The sequence below is a fragment of the Mesorhizobium sp. genome (assembly GCF_005063415.1).
Classification (GTDB): domain Bacteria; phylum Pseudomonadota; class Alphaproteobacteria; order Rhizobiales; family Rhizobiaceae; genus Mesorhizobium.
Window position 1 is genome coordinate 6,278 of sequence record NZ_SUEG01000034.1, and the last position, 17,498, is coordinate 23,775.

At 58.1% G+C, this 17,498-nt stretch carries 12 protein-coding genes and 2 pseudogenes; 3 read left to right on the forward strand and 11 right to left on the reverse strand.

The features are described 5' to 3' along the window. Positions 1-389 precede the first annotated feature (389 nt). The 5 genes and pseudogenes from E5W70_RS11895 to E5W70_RS11915 all read right to left on the reverse strand — a co-directional run. Positions 390-1,694: pseudogene (locus tag E5W70_RS11895) on the reverse strand (pitrilysin family protein); the annotation flags it as partial. Between the two features lie 1,937 nt (positions 1,695-3,631). Then, positions 3,632-4,942 (reverse strand): HAMP domain-containing sensor histidine kinase, encoded by a 1,311-nt coding sequence (locus E5W70_RS11900; RefSeq protein WP_292658029.1) that lies wholly within the window; start codon positions 4,940-4,942, stop codon positions 3,632-3,634. Positions 4,943-4,956: 14 nt separating this feature from the next. Further along, a complete protein-coding gene (locus E5W70_RS11905) occupies positions 4,957-5,616 on the reverse strand; it encodes a response regulator transcription factor (protein WP_292658031.1) in 660 nt (219 codons plus the stop codon). A gap of 619 nt (positions 5,617-6,235) precedes the next feature. Then, positions 6,236-6,672 (reverse strand): annotated as a pseudogene (locus tag E5W70_RS11910) (helix-turn-helix domain-containing protein); the annotation flags it as partial. 244 nt (positions 6,673-6,916) lie between these two features. Beyond that, on the reverse strand, positions 6,917-7,372 hold the full coding sequence (locus E5W70_RS11915; protein WP_292658033.1) for a response regulator transcription factor: 456 nt from the start codon (positions 7,370-7,372) through the stop codon (positions 6,917-6,919). A gap of 757 nt (positions 7,373-8,129) precedes the next feature. Here E5W70_RS11915 and E5W70_RS11920 point away from each other — a divergent pair. The 3 genes from E5W70_RS11920 (at position 8,130) to E5W70_RS11930 (ending at position 11,005) form a co-directional block, all read left to right on the forward strand. After that, a complete protein-coding gene (locus E5W70_RS11920) occupies positions 8,130-9,251 on the forward strand; it encodes a DUF418 domain-containing protein (protein ID WP_292658036.1) in 1,122 nt (373 codons plus the stop codon). A 310-nt stretch (positions 9,252-9,561) separates the two neighbouring features. After that, positions 9,562-10,101, forward strand: a complete 540-nt coding sequence (locus E5W70_RS11925) for a hypothetical protein (RefSeq protein ID WP_126105036.1) — start codon at positions 9,562-9,564, stop codon at positions 10,099-10,101. 691 nt (positions 10,102-10,792) lie between these two features. Further along, complete coding sequence (locus tag E5W70_RS11930; protein ID WP_008874821.1) at positions 10,793-11,005, forward strand: cold-shock protein; 213 nt, start codon at positions 10,793-10,795, stop codon at positions 11,003-11,005. 228 nt (positions 11,006-11,233) lie between these two features. On the opposite strand, the gene E5W70_RS11935 is transcribed toward E5W70_RS11930, so the two are convergent. From E5W70_RS11935 to E5W70_RS11960, 6 genes are all read right to left on the reverse strand, one after another. Beyond that, positions 11,234-11,704 (reverse strand): MucR family transcriptional regulator, encoded by a 471-nt coding sequence (locus E5W70_RS11935; RefSeq protein WP_024505385.1) that lies wholly within the window; start codon positions 11,702-11,704, stop codon positions 11,234-11,236. Between the two features lie 894 nt (positions 11,705-12,598). Then, entirely contained in the window at positions 12,599-13,141 is a 543-nt protein-coding gene (locus E5W70_RS11940) for a tetratricopeptide repeat protein (protein ID WP_082826568.1), read from the reverse strand. A gap of 53 nt (positions 13,142-13,194) precedes the next feature. After that, the gene (gene sctV, locus E5W70_RS11945; RefSeq protein ID WP_292658039.1) at positions 13,195-15,258 is read right to left on the reverse strand and encodes a type III secretion system export apparatus subunit SctV; all 2,064 of its coding nucleotides are present in this window, start codon (positions 15,256-15,258) and stop codon (positions 13,195-13,197) included. Between the two features lie 232 nt (positions 15,259-15,490). Continuing rightward, on the reverse strand, positions 15,491-16,381 hold the full coding sequence (locus E5W70_RS11950; RefSeq protein WP_127248571.1) for a hypothetical protein: 891 nt from the start codon (positions 16,379-16,381) through the stop codon (positions 15,491-15,493). A gap of 117 nt (positions 16,382-16,498) precedes the next feature. Continuing rightward, entirely contained in the window at positions 16,499-16,741 is a 243-nt protein-coding gene (locus E5W70_RS11955; RefSeq protein WP_224570034.1) for a nodulation protein NopA, read from the reverse strand. Between the two features lie 72 nt (positions 16,742-16,813). After that, entirely contained in the window at positions 16,814-17,143 is a 330-nt protein-coding gene (locus E5W70_RS11960; protein ID WP_091595908.1) for a hypothetical protein, read from the reverse strand. Positions 17,144-17,498: the final 355 nt, after the last annotated feature.

Here is a 17,498-nt window from a genome sequence, read left to right on the forward strand (position 1 = left end):
ATCGGCCCCTGGTCGAAGCGCGGCGCGTTCAGCGCGAGCCGAAGCAGGCCGAACGCCGCGTCCTGCTTTTTGGAAAGCATGCACACCGATCCGTAGATGTCGTCGCTTTGCGCGTCCAAACTCATTTCGGCGCCGGCATGGTCGAGCTTCACCTGGAAGGCATCGCTGTCGTAATGGCCAGCGCCTTCGATGAACAGGCCGGCCATCAGTTTGGCCATCCCCTCCTTCCCGACCGGGTCCTGCTTGGTGCCGCCCTTGAAGGCAAAGCCGATGTTGACGATTTCCACTGTGTGGTCCTCCACCAGCCAGGCGATGATGCCCTTTTCGGACTTCACCTCCTGGATGTTCATCGCAGCATGGGGCCGAGCGCCGAGCGTCATCTCTTGATTCTGCGTCTTGGACAAGAGATAGCCCGTGGTCGAACGGTCGAACGCGAGATAGCGGGCGGCAACTGCTTTGATTTGCTCGGGGGTAACCTTGCGGATGCGATTCGGCCGTTCCTCGACATCCTTCACGGTACCGCCGGTGGCCAGCGTCGAGCCGTAGATGCTGGCGAGCCAGTCCAGGTTGTCTTCCGCAAAGATCATATTGCGCAAATAGTGGTCCTTGGCCTTGCCTAGTTCCTCGTTGCTGACACCATCCTCGGCAATGCGGGCAACTTCGGCAGCGGCCGCCGCTTCGAGATCAGCCAGCTTGGCATCGCCGCGCGGTGCGCCATAGATGGCGAACTTGGTGTCGTCGAGCATAGTGCCCTGGAAATAGACGCGGGCGCTGGAAGCGATACCTTGCTGGACAGCGAGCGCCTGGTAGAGCCGGCCGCGGTTACCGCCGCCGAGAATTTCGGCCAGCAGGTCGAGCGCTTCGGCCTCGCCCGGCTTGGCGGTATGGTAGGACGGCACCACCCACTGCGTCGAAAAACTGGGCACGCTGACGCGGGCGTCTGAGAGCGTGACGGTGCGCCTGGTGTTCTGCTCGGGCTCAACCGGCCGGATGCGCGGCGGCAGGTCAGGTCTGCGCGCCACCTTGCCATAGGTCTTTTCGGCCAGCGCCCGCACCGTGTCCGGTTCGACATCGCCGGCCACGATCAGCACGGAGTTGTTGGGCCAGTAGTACTTTTCATAGAAGACGGTGGCGTCGACGCGGTTCAGCTGCTCGATCTCCTGCATCCAGCCGATGATCGGGATGCGATAGGGGTGGTTCTGCCACAGCGTCGCGTCGATCTCCTCATGGAGAACGTCCTGCGGGTTGGTGTCGGTGCTTGAGCGGCGCTCCTCGATGACCACATCGCGCTCGGTCTTGACGACATCGTCGGTCAGGATGAGGTTTCGCATTCGGTCGGCCTCGAAGCTCATCATCAGCTCGAGCGCCGACGGCGCCACTGTCTGATAGAAGGCGGTGTAGTCGGAGGAGGTGAAGGCGTTGTTGGAGCCGCCGATCTCGAACACTGCGCGGTCGAATTCGCCGCCCGCATGGTTGGTCGTCGCCTTGAACATCAGATGCTCGAAGAAATGGGCGATGCCGGATTTGCCCGGCGGCTCGTCGGCGCTGCCGATCTTGTACCACACCATGTGGGTGACGATCGGCGCCCGGTGGTTGGGAATGACGACCACCTCCATGCCGTTGTCGAGCACGAAATCCCTCGCCTTGCCGTCCTCCCATGCGACGGGGATCGGAGCCGTCCCCGCGCCGACCAACTCGGACGCAACGGACGTCCTGCGAAGCCCATGAGTGCGGGGCTTGCTTGGTAGTTCTGATAGGGAGAGTGGGGTTATGGGCTGCGTTCCTGGCAAAGTGATCTGTTCCTCATTTTGAAGGATCTATGTCTCCCGAACGCCTATTGGGAGAAAGTGGATCGGCACGCGACGCCGAGCCACATGAGCCGTCAGCGTGTTGCTGGGCCTGACGCGAGCCTCATCTTTGGATGCGTCCGGGAAACTTTCGGCATGGTGAGGCCATGGGAAGTCTGCTCGTTATCCATTGGGTGTTTGCGGATACCTGAGCATGCCCCGTGCCAAGTAAGAAAGCCCCGATTCGCAAGGTCTGATCCAACCTTGATACTTGCGATATCCGACATTGTCGGGCATCCGACAGAAAGCGCCTTTCGCCGGCGCGCCGGCTATGACGCTCGCCTCCTCCGGCGTGACGACGATCCTTTGGCGGGCGCCGCGCACACCGATCTGCCCGCCTATCAGCACCGCGACATCGAAGGACAGCGCGATCGTGACTGGATGGGTCTTACGCAAACATGCAGCAGTGCCACCGCGATCAGGACTTCATCCGCCCCACAAAGACCCGAGCGAGAGGGACGACGTGTAAGGCAACATGTCATCCTCGATAATGATGCCGCGCATAAAGAGGTAAGGTCCCTCGTCGTACCGGCGAGCCCCTTCGCTGGGTCTCGCGAGGGTCTGGTTTGCGAACGTCGACCGACAGCATCACGGCATGGGCGGCCCCATCGGTAGGCAAGCATTGACCGTGCCATCAGCGTTGAGGCAGCGCAGAGCCCAATTTCCCGGTGCCAGCCGGTACGTTGGAGCTTCAACTGTGGCCAGCCAAGCGGGCCGAGGCCGTGAAACTCCTGATACCCTGGACCGTCCGGATTGCAACGCACGACGCCTTGGTCTCGCGCCAACGTCCATTGACGCTCAGCGAAGCATCATGCGGACGATCTGGGAAAGCTTGGCCGGGCCGGCGCCTTCCCAGGCGCACGGGACGCGCGACGACCCATGTGGACCTTGGATTTCACTACGCACTTACGCTGCTTTGGCCTTGTCAGCACCCTGAGCATAAAGCGTGCTCAGCTTTCAGGGCGAGCCTCTTTCATGTTGATAGCATCTGTCGTCATTCAGGATCGCCCCATTTTCGCATGCCGCTTGCAGCTTTCAGACTGTTGTCAGCCAGGGCCGCCATAAAGAGTCTCGTTTAACGCATTCGGGAGGCTTCATCACTCGACCACATTAATTTCGGGCGGTTCGCCGGCGCTCCGAAATGGCACTTAACACCAGATCCTCTCCAAACCCGTGATGATCCAAGAGGAAAACGAAAATCCCTAAATCAGAAAAAAGCACCGATACGGTCTGCTCCAGGCTGATGAAATTGCGGTCTCACTGGCCACGCACGATACTTGCGATGGCGATGGCCATTGCAAAGGCCGGTCAAGCACCCAAGACGCTGACAAGCACGCCTCCGACCAAAGCTCGATCGTTGGCAGCCTTTCTAGCCGTATACTTGGGGCATTTTGGGACGGCGATCCGGACGTCGATTAAAACCTGCCGGTCGTCTAAATGGAATGGTTGGTCCGGGTCCTTACTGGACCTGCGCCAACCCGATCGGGCCGGCGCACAGGGGCACCCAGACAATTGGACACGTCGCCTTTGCGCGGCGGCTTGCACTTTCTCGGATGGCCTTTTTTCTCCCCGGGCGAAATCGAGCGAGCGGTGAGGCGGAGCCTTCGATTTTGCCGATCATGTCGTGTCGCTTCGATCGAACTGCTCAGACGATGATAGCGGCATTGATTGCCGCGGCCGAAATGCGTTGTGTGAAGTACGATTTCTACTGCCGTACAGTTCGCCATGTCAGCAGCCTTGCCAGCAATCCGCCCTGTGTCCAACTGTCGTCGAATTCACCGGTGTCATTGAGGAATTCGTATGATCGCCTCGAAACCATCATTGCGACCGCGGGCGGGCGACGCAAGCTCTAGACTGCCACCGATCCGCTGGATAACCATGTTAGCGATATGTAGACCAAGGCCTGAGCCCGCAGCAGGAGTAGCACCACGACTAAATCGCTTTGTAAGCCCTTCGAGGTCGGGGAGGGGCACCACCGGTCCGGCGTTTGCAATAGCGATGGTTCCATCAGTTTGGACGGAAACTGTTGTCGGAACAGTGGGCAGTCCATGTATCAGCGCATTCTCGATCAGGTTACGAAGGAGGATCCCAAACGCATCGACATCCACTTTGCGCATCAAAGTGGGGCAGCCGTCGACGTTAAGATGCAGGCGTCCGGCATATTGCGGCTTTTTCCTCAGGTCGTCGATTTCCAGCCGAACCGATCGGACAAGATCGATCGCGTGATCCGCCATGCCAACCCCCGATTCGGCTTGAGCGAGCTGAAGCACTTTTTCGACAAGGCGGCCAAGGCTCGACAGCGCTTGCTCGATGCCGCGCGCACGCATTTTGGCCGACCCATTGGGAAGCTCGGCCACTAATCTCTGCATCTGAGCGATTGAACCTGCGATCGGCGTGCGCAGTTCATGCGCACTGTTTGCGGCGAACTCGCGTTCGGCCTCGAGAGCCGCCCGCAGACGATCGAGAAGCCGATTGACGGATGCCGCGATTGGAGCCAACTCTGCCGGGAAATCGCCCAAGTCCATTGGTGACAGATTGCCGCCGTCGCGCGATCCGATCTGCTGTCGCAGTACCTCGATTGGCCGCAGCGAGCGCCGGATCACGATCCACCAAACAGCTAAGCTAAAGGGCAGGAGCACGAGTGTCGGAAGGAAGACAAAAAGTGCGCCCTTCGCGATTGTGGTACGGCGGCCATCAAGCGGTTCGGCCAACTGATGATACACGCCGTCTTGGATCTCCTCTGTGTAGACGCGGTAATCAGCGTTTCCCCAAAAGCCGTTACTCAGGGGAGCATCAGGGAAGGGCTGCTGACCCTCTTCCGGTTCAGAAATAAGCACTACCCCGTACTTATTAATAACCTGCTCACGATAGGTAAAGTACTTTTCGTAAGAGGGAAAGTTGTTATTGTATTGATCAACGTGTTTTCCATTCAAGACCTTGATCAGCTCTGGTTGTCTGTACTTTGCGCTCCCCTGGAGCAAGTCATCCGAACTTTCGTTTACATAATTGCAAAAAATGAACGCAGCAATGGTTGGGGCGGCGATCCAAACCAGGAGCGTTGCCCCGCCTAACCACGATAGCAGCTTTCTCGTCATGCTGTTCGAGTTCGTCATGTGACCACGAGCCTGTATCCGGAGCCACGCACGGTTGCTATTCTATCCCCGCCGATCTTCTTGCGGAGCCGGCTGACATAAACCTCCACTGTGTTGCTCTCGAACTCCGAATTGAATGAATAAAGCGCGTGCTCGATCCTCCCCTTTGAAACGACCGAACCGGGCTGGCGTAGAAGGCAGTCGAGCACCGCCCATTCGCGTCCAGACAGGTGGACCTCCTGCCCGTCGCGGAAGAGGCGTCGCTCGGCTGCCTGTATGGAAAGCGTCCCAACCGAAAATTGCGGCTCCGGAAAATGCCCTTGGCGACGTGCCACTGCACGGATGCGTGCCGAGAGTTCCCCCAGATCGAACGGCTTGACCAAATAGTCGTCGGCGCCAGCGTTGAGCCCCTCGATGCGATGCGAAATCCGATCGCGGGCTGTCAGAATGATGACCGGCGTTGTATCAAGCCCCTTGATCAGCTCCCGCAGATAGTCGATGCCATTGCCGTCCGGCAGGTGAACGTCGAGCAAAATAACGTCGTAGCCGGCCACAGCTGCATGAACGCGCGCTCTGGACAGGTCCTCGGCCCAGTCGACCGCGTGGCCACCAGCCACCAAATGATCGTGCACAGCACTTCTAAGGTCGTCGTCGTCTTCAATGAGCAGTATTCGCATCAGGCTGCCGAGCTCCGGTATGAGGGCAAGGCTCCTGCCTTATTGATCGAAGCTGACAGTAGGCTGAACCGGCGCCAGCGAATATCTGGGGGCTTTCAGGCTGCTGTCAGCTACAATTGCAAGAAAGGGGTCGTTAACAAAGCCAAACGAAGAGGCCTTATGAAACCCCTCCTGATCTCGGCACTTTTGCTCAATGTGACCACCGGCGGCTGTACACTGGTTGGCGGGCAATTCGACGTGGCGGTCAACGAATGGCAGCCGCGCCACGCGTCAATGTCCAGGCTTGAAACTGACAGGTGTCTTAAATACGAGGGCACCGTAGCGGGTGCCTCCAGTTATCGAACAGTGCCTAGCAGGTCAGAAGTGCACTTTGACCATAGGGGTCGTCCGTATTTTCGGCGCTCGCGAACAGAGTCGACGGTCAATCGATGCGCCACTGCCAGAGTCTGGAACGGTCAAGTGTTTGTTATCCCCCGTCCGGGCCATATTCTCTGCCGAGGACCAAGAAGGCCCTATTTTCGGTGCCCACGAACAGAGCCAACGGTCAATCGATGCGCCACTGCCAGGGTCTGGAACGGTCAAGTGTTTGTGATCCCCTGTCCCGGCCGTGTTCTCTGCCGAACTCGCCCTTGTAGTCGGCACACCAAAGATCGTTAGGGCGACAGCCGTTTGAAAGTGGTGTCCCCGTCGCCCTGTTGCGCCTGCGCTTGCGGCGCTCGACCATGCCGTGGCGGTCGAGCACGGCATATGCACCGTCGAGATCGCGGGCCGGTGCACATCCGGATACAGCCGGGCCAGCCGCTCGCGTATCTTCGGCGCACCCCATGTCGGCTTGTCTTGCTTGAGGCGCACAATCAGCTTCTCGATTTGAAACGGAAGCTGATTGGCGTGGCGATAGGGCCGCCGCGATCGGTCCGTCAGCCCCTCCAGGCCGCTGTCGTTGTAGCGCGTGAGGATCTTGTAGCCGGTCTTGCGCGAGATATCGAACTCCCGGCAAAGCACCGCCATCTTCTCGCCGTCCAGCAGCCGGGCGACGAACTTCAGCCGCTCTTCCATGACGTTACACTCCTTCCAAGGCACCTTGCTCTCCTTGCAAAGGGCCGAAAGTGTAACCCATCTATCCGGAATGAACTGTCACCCATCTCTCGGGAAGGGCAGTCATGGCCAAGGCAACTGGAAGCCGAATTTTCTTTTAGAGTATGAATCAGCGCCGTCTGCCGAAAAGCGCGTCCACGATCTTCCCTTTTGAAACGACCGTGCAGGGCTGGGGCAGACGGTAGTCGAGCACCGCCCATCCGCGTCAAGTCAGGTAGACCTCCTGCCCGTCGCGGAAGAGGCGTCGCTCGGCTGCCTGTATGGAAAGCGTCCCAACCGAAAATTGCGGCTCCGGAAAATGCCCATGGCGACGTGCCACTGCATGGATACGCGCTGAGAGTTCCCCCAGATCGAACGGCTTGACCAAATAGTCGTCGGCTCCAGCGTTGAAGCCCTCGATGCGATGCGAAATCCGATCGCAGGCTGTCAGAATGATGACCGGTGCCGAATCAAGTTCCTTGATCAGCTCCCGCAGATAGTCGATCCCATTGCCGTCCGGCAGGTGAACGTCGAGCAAAATAAGGTCGTAGCCGACCACAGCTGCATAATCGCGCGCTTCGGACAGGTTCTTGGCCCAGTCGACCGCGTGGCCACCAGCCACCAAATGATCGTGCATAGCACTTCCAAGGTCCTTATCGTCTTCAGTGAGCAGTATTCGCATCATGCTGCCGAGCTCCGGTATGAGGGCAAGGCTCCCATCTTATTGGTCGAAGCTGACAATAGGCTGAACCGGCGGCAGCGAATTATTTGGGGAGCTTTCAGGCTGCTGTCAGCTACAACTTGCAAGAAAGGGGTCGTTAACAAAGCCAAACGAAGAGCCCCTATGAAACCCGTCCTGACCTCGGCACTTTTGCTCAATGTGACCCCCGGCGGCTGCATCAGCAAATTGATTTGGGAAACAGGCGCGCCGGTTCTAACGACCGACGCAGGCCGAGGTCTGGAACAGCTGGACCAGCGAACGGCGTCTTCGGTTTTTCAGGCAACAGCCACATGGAAGAATATGATTGGCTCGACCATGCGCCGAGCTTTGTCGAACGGATTGGTCGCGGGCGCACCACCACAGATTATGGCAGGTTTACGCCCTGGCCTTGACACCCGGCGTGATCGTCACCGGCGGAGCCGCGGCGTACTGATCGGATATCCAACGTCGCTGAGTCTCTCGTCGGTGCAGTGGATCTCTCGGCTTAGCCATCATGCAAAAAACGACGGTTCCGCGACACCACTTTTCAGGTCCGTGACACAGGCTTTGTGAGCCGATCTGTTGTTCTTACCCCAGGCTAATGGCTGAACAGCTCTGTCGCCGGCTCGATGCGCCAGATGGCGCGATGTTTTGAACCCTTTCACGAGGCGACGGCAGCAGCCGACCGGCTCTCCTATCGCGGCTCCCGCGATCCACACACCCAACAAGGGAATCTACCATGGTAATGAAGGCACCGGTTGCCGACGCTAGGAATGGGTCGGCAGTAGATCGGCTGGTCGGCATCGACCTCGCTCGGGGCCTGGCTGTCTTCGGGATGTATGCCGCCCATCTCGGTCCCGAACCCGGCGAAGGAGGACTAGTCGGGTTTCTGATGGAACTAACCCATGGGCGGCCGTCGGCCCTGTTTGCCGTATTGGCCGGTTTTTCAATCCTCCTGATTACAGGTCGCAAGGCGCCGAAGTCGGGGATAGCCGGTAGACAGGCCATCGCCAGAGTCGCAATTCGTGCCCTTGTTTTGCTCGCGCTTGGCTCAATCCTGGGCTGCCTCGGTACCCAGGTCGAAGTCATCCTAGAATACTACGGAATTTGCTTCTTGTTGGTATTGCCGCTCCATCGGCTCAGCGCATATCAGCTGGGCTTGATCGCTGCCGCTACGGCATTAGTTCTCCCGCAAGTCCGTTCCTCCCTTCTGTCGGTTGCCCCCAACCTCCTCGACCCGGTCTTCAACCTCATGGTCAACGGCTACTATCCCGCGGTGACCTGGGTTCCTTTCCTCATCGCTGGCATGGCCATCGCGCGCCTTAATCTTAATACGCTAGCAGCGCATTGGCGCCTTGGTCTGGCGGGGGTCGCGCTGGCCGTGTTGGGCCATGGGGGATCCTTGCTCGCGCTGAGTTCCCGCGCTTTGACTGAAACCTCCTTGTGGTGGTCTGACGTTGACGGCGCTTTTGAGCCTTCCAAGTCGTCATTTATAGTCAAGTCGTCATGGATAGCCGCACCTCATAGCGAAACGACGCTTTCGATCGTGGGCAGCACCGGTTGCGCAATGATCATCTTGGCGGCTTGCATGCTCGCTGTGGATGCGCTCCCGCGTCTGCGAAAGCTGGTCTGGCCAATAATCGCAGTCGGCTCGATGTCTTTGACGGCCTATGTGCTGCACATTGCGGGAATAGCCTATCTTATGAAGATAAACATTTTCAAAGACGAGAGCCTGTCCACGCTCTTTGGCTTCGTTGTGGTTATCAGCACTTTTGCGGTGCTTTGGCTGCGCGTCTTCCAGCGAGGACCGATGGAAGTGCTGATGGGTAGGGTCGCAGATCTCGCGCGTCACATCCGCTGAGCACCGCAGCGCCCCGGCCTCCCGATCACATTACGGACAAGGTGGGGCTTTGTCCAAAGCTTGTTCGCGGCAGGGGAGGGTACTTCCTCCCACCCTGCCGCCTTGTTGATGGAAGCTAAAACGGTCGCGCAGGCGCTAGAGTTGCATCGGCATAATCAGCTTAAACTCGCGAAGTTAAACCCGCGGTTGGTCTATCTCGGCCCGCCTCACCTGAAAGGCTAAGGTATCCGTTTCGGTCAAGGGTTTTAGGGGCCATTTTCGCTGCGCCTTGAGGAGAGCGTTTGCTAGGATGAGGAGCTTTCGCAACAAGATGATGACCTTTGCGGGTTTGCCTGCCGCCTTTAGCGCCTGGTATTTTGCCTTGAGGTCGGGGTTGAAGCGCAGGGCGAAGGCCGGGCATGTAGAGGGCCTGGCGAACATTGGCCCGGCCGCCCCGGATGAAGGCGCGGCCGCTCCATTTTGCCGAGGCCGGCGAGGCTTGCGGCCTTTGGTTCCGAGTTCCGGCATGTCGATGGTGAGTGTGCAGGCGGTGGCATCCGATGCGCCATATGCTGGTCAGGATTTCGCGGCGCTGGACAGCGTCGGGATCGGCTTTCACGAGGGTAAGCATCGTCTGATCGATATCGCTGAGTTCACGTGGATCTGCTCCAGCCACTCGTTGTTGTGGCGCCTGAGCAAGGCAAGCGGTCAAGGTCTGGCTCTGGTGCTGGCTGCGGTGCGATCCCCGCACGGGCCAGGTGCCGATCGTGTCGACGATCCACCTCGCCGCGACCAGAGAGCTGCTACTCTCTTCCGCTGTTCATTCTGGCCTCTTCGCAATGAATGTCATAAAATCACCTGTCGCAATTAACGGTTTTTGATTTGGCTCCAACAGCTGGCAGATATCGCCGAGAGTTCCGCAGAGAGCGTCGAAAGTTTTGGCCGCCTTCTTCCGCAGCCGCGCCTTGAGTTTTGAGCAGACCTGTCTTGATCGGGTTGAGATCGGGCGAGCATGGCGGCAGGATCAGGAGCCAGTGCCCCTTTGGCCAACCAGTGGGCGGCGCGTACCTTGCCGACAATCTGGGGTTCCGAACCCGACAGTTGGTTTTCAACCCGACAGTGGCCCGCCTCAGAGCAGGCTACCGCCCTTCGGAGCAGGCAGAAGCTAATCGAGGTTCGCGGGTTCCGGTTTGAATGTGCAGGTCGCTGCGCGCCTGATCTTTCGGTCTGGCGGCACATGACAAAAACCCTCATTTTGGCCGACGATACCCGGTCAGGAGCGGGTATCGCAGTCGAGAAGCGACCCGAGCACGTCCACAAGATGTGCCGAGTTTGCAAGGTGTGTCATTGTTTCTGTCAACGTTCGAGCGACAGCGCACGACGAAACGTCTGGCATACGCCTCGTCTGGCACGCGCCTCGCATATGTTGCAGTTGCTGCTGGAGATCAGGCGATCGAGTGGGCCTTGCAATTTTCCGATTTTGCTGCGCCTAAAGTCTCGTGTACAAATCAGGCTGGCGTGAATGGCCTGCCTAAGTTGCGACTTATTACAAAGGAATGGATATGGCGACTGGAACGGTGAAGTGGTTCAACAGCACGAAGGGTTTTGGCTTTATTCAGCCTGACAACGGCGGTCAGGATGTCTTTGTCCACATTTCCGCTGTTGAACGAGCGGGCCTGTCGACCCTTAATGAGGGCCAGAAGATCAACTACGAGGTGGAACAGGATCGCCGCACGGGAAAGTCCTCTGCAGGCAGCCTCAGCAAGGCTGGCTAACGGTCCGGGAAAGCCTTGGCAAGGTTCGTCATCGCCGGAACGCATTGACGGCTCGAAACCCGGGCCGGAGCATGCAAGTTAATGCCGCGGCAGGGATTGCTGGAGCCATCATGAATTACTCTGGAAATGAGGCTCTTGGACGGGAAAGGCGGGGCTCATCCCCGCCCTTTGATTCCGCGCAGATTGGGCCTACGGCTGCTGCGCGTCCGAACGACTGTTGATACGGATTTAGGCTGCGACCTTCTTGCGGGTCCGTTTCGCCGGCGCCGTGGCTGGGGCTTCCGGCTCTTTCGGTTTGCGGCCGAGTCCCATGGTCTTGGCCAAGGCGGAGCGCGCAGCGGCGTAATTCGGCGCCACCATGGGATAATCCGACGGCAGACCCCATTTGGCGCGATATTCGTCTGGGGTCAGACCATAGTGCGTCGCCAGATGGCGCTTTAGCGATTTGAATTTCTTGCCGTCTTCAAGGCTAATGATGTAGTCCGGTTCGATCGACTTTTTGATCGGGACAGCAGGTTTTTTTACAGGCACAGGCTCTTCTGCCGGTATGAGTCCAGCCGTGCCGTTTAGAGCCCCGTGCACTTGGGCGATCAGGGCAGGAAGCTCCCCCGCCGGGACGGGGTTGTTGGAGACGTAGGCTGATACAACATCGGCAGTGAGCTCGATGAGGATGTCGGTCTTGTGGGGTTCTTCTGTCATAAACTTCTCCGGGCAGCTTGAAACACAGTTGGGCGAAGTGTCGCTTCATAGTGGCGGTTGCCGCTGAAAGCAAATGGATCGACGGGTGCGCTGCTCCTCCACCATTGAAGTCTCGGCGACGCATCCCGTCATCGTCCATCGCTAAAGGCAGCGTATTGAATTATGGGAGCGGTCGCGCCCGCCCCACCATAGCGATACAGCAAGACAATCAAAAAAGCCGGTCTTTGCTTGGCCCCAAATCTTTTCTCCTTTCGTGAACGCTGAGCTGCCAAGCTGCTACAGTTCACCTCGCGGGGCAACCATGCACAACACAGAAGTCGCCCGAGCGATACATTCTTCACTTGCCGCTTTTCAGCGCTGGTGATTGCACTTTGCAGCCTGCCTCCGGACCCGCAGCGCTCACGCTGTTGGTTTTGCGCCTGCAGGCGTCGGAAGTCGGATCGCCGCAGCTAATTTCCTCAGGCGGACGAATTCAACAAATCGATTGTTTGGATCGAAGGCATCCACACCATCGATGCCTCTAGAATAGGATCCAGCTACAATCACCGTGCTGTAATGGCAGGGACGGCCAGCACAAGCGCGACACGATCCGGCGGGTCCATCGCTGCGTTACGTATTCATGGCTACTGCATCGGGCGCTCGGTCGACCGCCTTAAGCCAGGTCGCCGCATTGCGAGACGGTGACCGGCGAGGGAGAGGGCGCTCTGGCAACGAAGCGAGGCGGGTGGCCTTGCGGGTGGCCGCGTGATGTCATCCGGCTCTCCTGCCGATCTCTGCCGGCCAGATCTGGAGCAACTGTTTTGCATAGATATGGCTCTCTTCAGGGGGCCATCTATGATGGGAGCCGAGCGCGTGTTCGAGCCGGGGAACAGGCTGCGCATGCACTGTGCCCACCTATTGCGATCGTGCTAACCTTGGTTGTTCGGACTTGCCGTTAAAGGCAAGCGACAGATTGAAGTTATGCTGCACCATCTGATTGCCTGGCTCGTTTTCGAGAGCTCGCCGATACAGGGCCTGTGCCGCGTCATGCCGCCCCTCAATGTCCAAAATCACGCCCTTCGCATTCAATGCACGTACGTTTCCTGGGGCTGCAACCAAGACGCTGTCGAGCACCTCAACCGCTTCGTGCGGGCGCTTCTGGCCCACCAAGGCATTTGTAAGTCGTATCGCCGCATCAACATTGTCCGGGTGCTGCTTCACCTCATCCCGCAAAGCCCGCTCTTGAACATCCTGACCAACTTCGCGCAAAATGCGTTCGCGCATAGCCGGATCGATTTGATCGGCGCTGAGCAACTCGGGGGAAGATGTCTCCTGCACGGAAAGAGCCGGCTTTTGCCAGCTGGCGCAACCGCCCAAAGGCAGAATGGCGAGTACGGCAAAAAGAAGTGAGTTCCGGCGCAGAAACATAGGCGATGGAGAAACTGTATTACTATTCATGTTATCTCTCAGTTATCGGGGAGGCGCGTGGCGTTCAGTTAGGAAAGGTGGGACTACTCTAACAATCCGCTGTTCGATCCGTGCGGGAGTGTGACGGATCCTGCGGGGCGAATTGTAAAGTCGGAGGCGAGGTCTTGATAAGACAGCACGGCGAGATCAACCCCGTTTCGCGTCAGAAAGCCGCGGACGAAACGTCGGACATCCATCGACGTCAACAGAATAGGGCGGGTTTGACCCGGTTCTGCGTTCGAAAGGACCTGACGTATCTGTGATAGCATCGCTTCGCTTTGCCGATCCTCCAGTGCGAGATAGGGGCCTGCATCCGAATCTCGAACCGCGCCACGCATCACATCCTCGCTCTCGCGCTCGACGACCAGGGCGGACACGATGCCCTCCGTGTTGGCATGGCGGTGGCAGATCTGTCGCTTCAAACCAGAACGGACATATTCCGTCAGCAGGGCAACGTTTTGCTCACGCTCGCTCCATTCGGCCAATGCCTCCAACACGAGACGGGTGTGGCGGATTGGGATACCTTCCTCCAGGAGGCGGCGCAGAACATCGGCAATCCGAGGGATCGGCGTCGTGCGTAGCACCTCTTTCACAAGCTCAGAATATTCCTGCTCCATTCGGCCCAGGAAATGTCGGGTCTCTTGGATGCCCACCAATCGCGGTGCGTAGCGGGTCAACGCTGCATGGACGCGCAAGGCGAGGAGTTCGCCGGGAGCCCTATGCTCCGTGCCGGCGCCCGTAAGGGCCTTTGCAGGGGTATGTTCAACCGGGAGTCTGTCCGTTTTCGGCTCACGTCTAAGGCGGACACCGCTCGAGTCGACGTGCGCTACATCGGCTCGGAGCGCCATCTGGTTTGGATCTAAGGCGTCCTGTTCGACTGGCACGCCCTCGACATCAATTCGGAATTGCGATGCAGGCAGTTGCTCGTCAACCAAGACAGGGATGCGAGGAACGATAATGCCCAGATCGGCTGTGACCAGGAGCGAAACGCGCCCAATATGTTTTTGCAATTCGGCTTGATCGACCGCCTGCATAAGATCTGGCGCTAGAAAAAATGCGATCGGGAATTCCTTCGCAGGCGCGGCTTGCTTAGGCTCCGCTGCAGTTCCACCTTTCGCATCGGCAGCGCCGGCGCCCAGCACATCAGCCTTGACAATGCTTACCGCAGCGAACACTGCGGCCAGCATCAGAAAGACGGGGAGGGGAAACCCAGGAACGAACCCCATTACAACCAGGACGCCGGCCGCCAGTCGCAAGGCTCGAGTGCTGGCCGTGAGCTGACTGACCATTTCTGTACCGAGGTTGATCCTCGCCGTCCCAGTCACACGGGTGACGATGGTCGCCGCAGTAATGGAGAGCAGAAGGGCCGGAATCTGCGATATCAATGCATCGCCTATCGTCAGCAGAGTGTAGTGATGCAGTACCTCGCCGAAGGACATGCCCTTGGAGAGCAGGCCGATCGAAATTCCACCCAGCATGTTGATGCAGATAACCACCAGCCCGGCGATGGAATCGCCCTTCACAAATTTCATCGCGCCGTCCATCGCGCCATAGAGTTGGCTTTCCTTCTCCAATTCGGCGCGCCGCCGGCGGGATTCGTTGGCATCGATGTGGCCGTTGCGTAGCTCTGCGTCGACCGCCATTTGCTTGCCCGGCAGAGCATCCAGCGTGAAACGCGCCGCCACTTCTGCCACCCGTTCGGCACCCTTCGCGAGGACCATGAATTGCACCATGGTGACGACCAGAAATATGACGAAACCCACCACGATATTGCCTGAAATGACGAAATCGCCAAAAGTATGAATAATGCTGCCGGCCTCCCCCTCGGCCAGGATCAGTCGCGTCGTTGCGACCGTGAGCGCGAGACGGAATACAGTGGAAATCAAAATAACGCCGGGCAAAGAGGAAAAATCAAGTGGAGTACTGACATACAGGGCAACCATCATCAGCAGTATGGCCAACCCCATATTGAATCCTATCAGGGCGTCGACCACCACGACCGGGATAGGCATGACCATCATCGCGACAGCCAGAAGCAGCATCAACGCAACCATTAAATCCGGGCTGGCCGGCGCACGCTTGATGAAGTCACGCAGGACGTTGGCCATCGAGACACCTTTGCAATCGGTTGAGACTTACTCTGCTGTTACGCCATGAAACGTGGCTTTCGAACTCCGAAGGCGCCTCAGCCTTGGCCAGCGCGTGACCCTGCATGAGAGCCACAAGCAGGCGCGAAATGGCTGGGCAGCAAATGTTTCCAACGCAGCCAGCTTGTCAGCACCGAGCGCGACAGGATGTTTGGCTGGCCATAGAGTGCTGCTTGATGGGGCCTGCGAGCTTTCAATATTGGAGAGCAGCAATGCGGCCATTCCTGCTCAGCAGCACACGGCTGTCCTCAATACGTTCGACCACCCATCCATCAGCCAAAATGGCGCCGACAAAATACTTCTCGCTGTCGATGACAATATATGGTTGGACCCCATGCCACACAGCTTCGACCGCGATTGCGGATGGCGCCTTCTCCTCTTTGATGAGCACTCCGTTCACCAGTGTTAGAGTACCCTTGGTGCGACGATCGAACGATTGCTGAAGCTTCTGCCAGCTGATGACCGATTCAGACGTGACGGTGCCTTCGGCGGTCACAACACCCTTTGCCGACCCAATCTTGACGTCGAGAAGACCCGCTCGATCGACTTCCTCCTGCAGCTCTTGGGCCGCTGCCTCCGTAAGTTCATTGTCAGCGCGGTGACTGATCGTTCTGGACGCGACTTCAGCCCGAAGTGAATTGGGGCTCGATCCACTTGCATTGCCAAGATAGGAGATCGTGCCTGAAAGCGCGCCGATCCCGAGTGAGCTGATTATGACCATGGCGAGCACACCGATCGGTAGGCGCGGTATGCCGGTCGAACCAGGCGGCTCTGCATCCTGCACGGACAAAGCAATGGACATCTCGCCTACGAGCAGGACGACAGGAAGGGGCACAACAACGGACTGGCCTGCGGCGATATTCCGGTTGCCCTCGATACTGATTCCGGGTGCAAGCGCCTCCAGTTCGATCGACTTGCCAAGAAGAGTTACACGAAGGTGATGCGGTGCCAGTCCCTGCTCGACAAAGACCAAATCGGCATCGAAGCCGCTGCCGATTAAACACTTTTGAAGATCCGTCTTGCCGGTCAGACCGCAATAGTGCCCCGAACGCACTTCGAAACGGAGGGAAACGGCGTCATCCACAGAGCATCTCTCAAACAGGATAGAAGCCGCATGGCAATTGCCATGCGGCTCATTTCGGGACTACGTCGCGTCAATAAGGAGACGCGCTAGGGGGCAGTCTAAAACCCGCTTCCGACATTACGAAACGCGTTCGTCGGCGGCCTTCTTGATGGTCTGGAGATTGGTCGTTAGAGTGCGCAACTGGACACTCCTTTTCGTCGCCTCCAAGCTAACATTGGTTAGTTCCTGCACTTGCGCCTGAAAAGCAGTAGCATCAGCTCCGCTTGTATTGCCGGGAGTGCCACTGTTAGTTTTATCGGTATTGCCGGCGCTACTGGTATTGGTATTGCCTGATTTTTTATTATTATCAACTGCAGCCATGATCATTCCTTTTTCTGTTGGAGTTGTGCCGTCAATAACGGCCTGTATGACCTCACGCCGGATTTTCCCGCGTCAGGCATCTTCTGTGTCATCCAAAGCTTCATCGGCCTCAGCCATCGCATCGTTCGCGAATTGGAACGCGAACGATCGCAGGATACTTTGGAAGGCTTCACTTTGTGCTGCAGACTGTGAGTTGTCTTGAAGTTGATCATTTGAAACGGTCCGGTTATCCGCCCGATCGTTCCCGCCAGCTGGCTTGCCATCATTCCCACCAGCTGGCTTGCCATCATTGCCACCAGCCGGCTTGCCATCACCAGAATGCTCGGATTTCGAATCCCCATGGCCCTTTCGGATCAAGGAAGTCCCGAGGTTGCCAACTCCACTCCCAATTGCTGCTATCATCAGGTACTCCGGCATTTGCCATTGGCGGCGACGTGTTAAAGGTTAACCTCGATCAAGCTAAGGGCGGGAGCTTTCGAGAACCTGACGGCTTTTGACAAAAACCGGCCAGCGCAAAAACGTATGCTCTGCAGGATGTTGCTCTCGCATCGAACAGTCGACCACGATCTCGGCTGTTCGGCCAATCCCGCCGTCCACGCATGCCGCGACCGAATGGCAGCCGCAGCAGCTCGTTTGCATCCTCGATGCTGTGGTGTCGAACAGGAGACACGGTCCACGTGCTGCATGACCGCAATGACCGTATTCTTGCTGGCTCCACGGGCGCACGCAACGAGCAGGAACTCGGTCTTTGCATCAC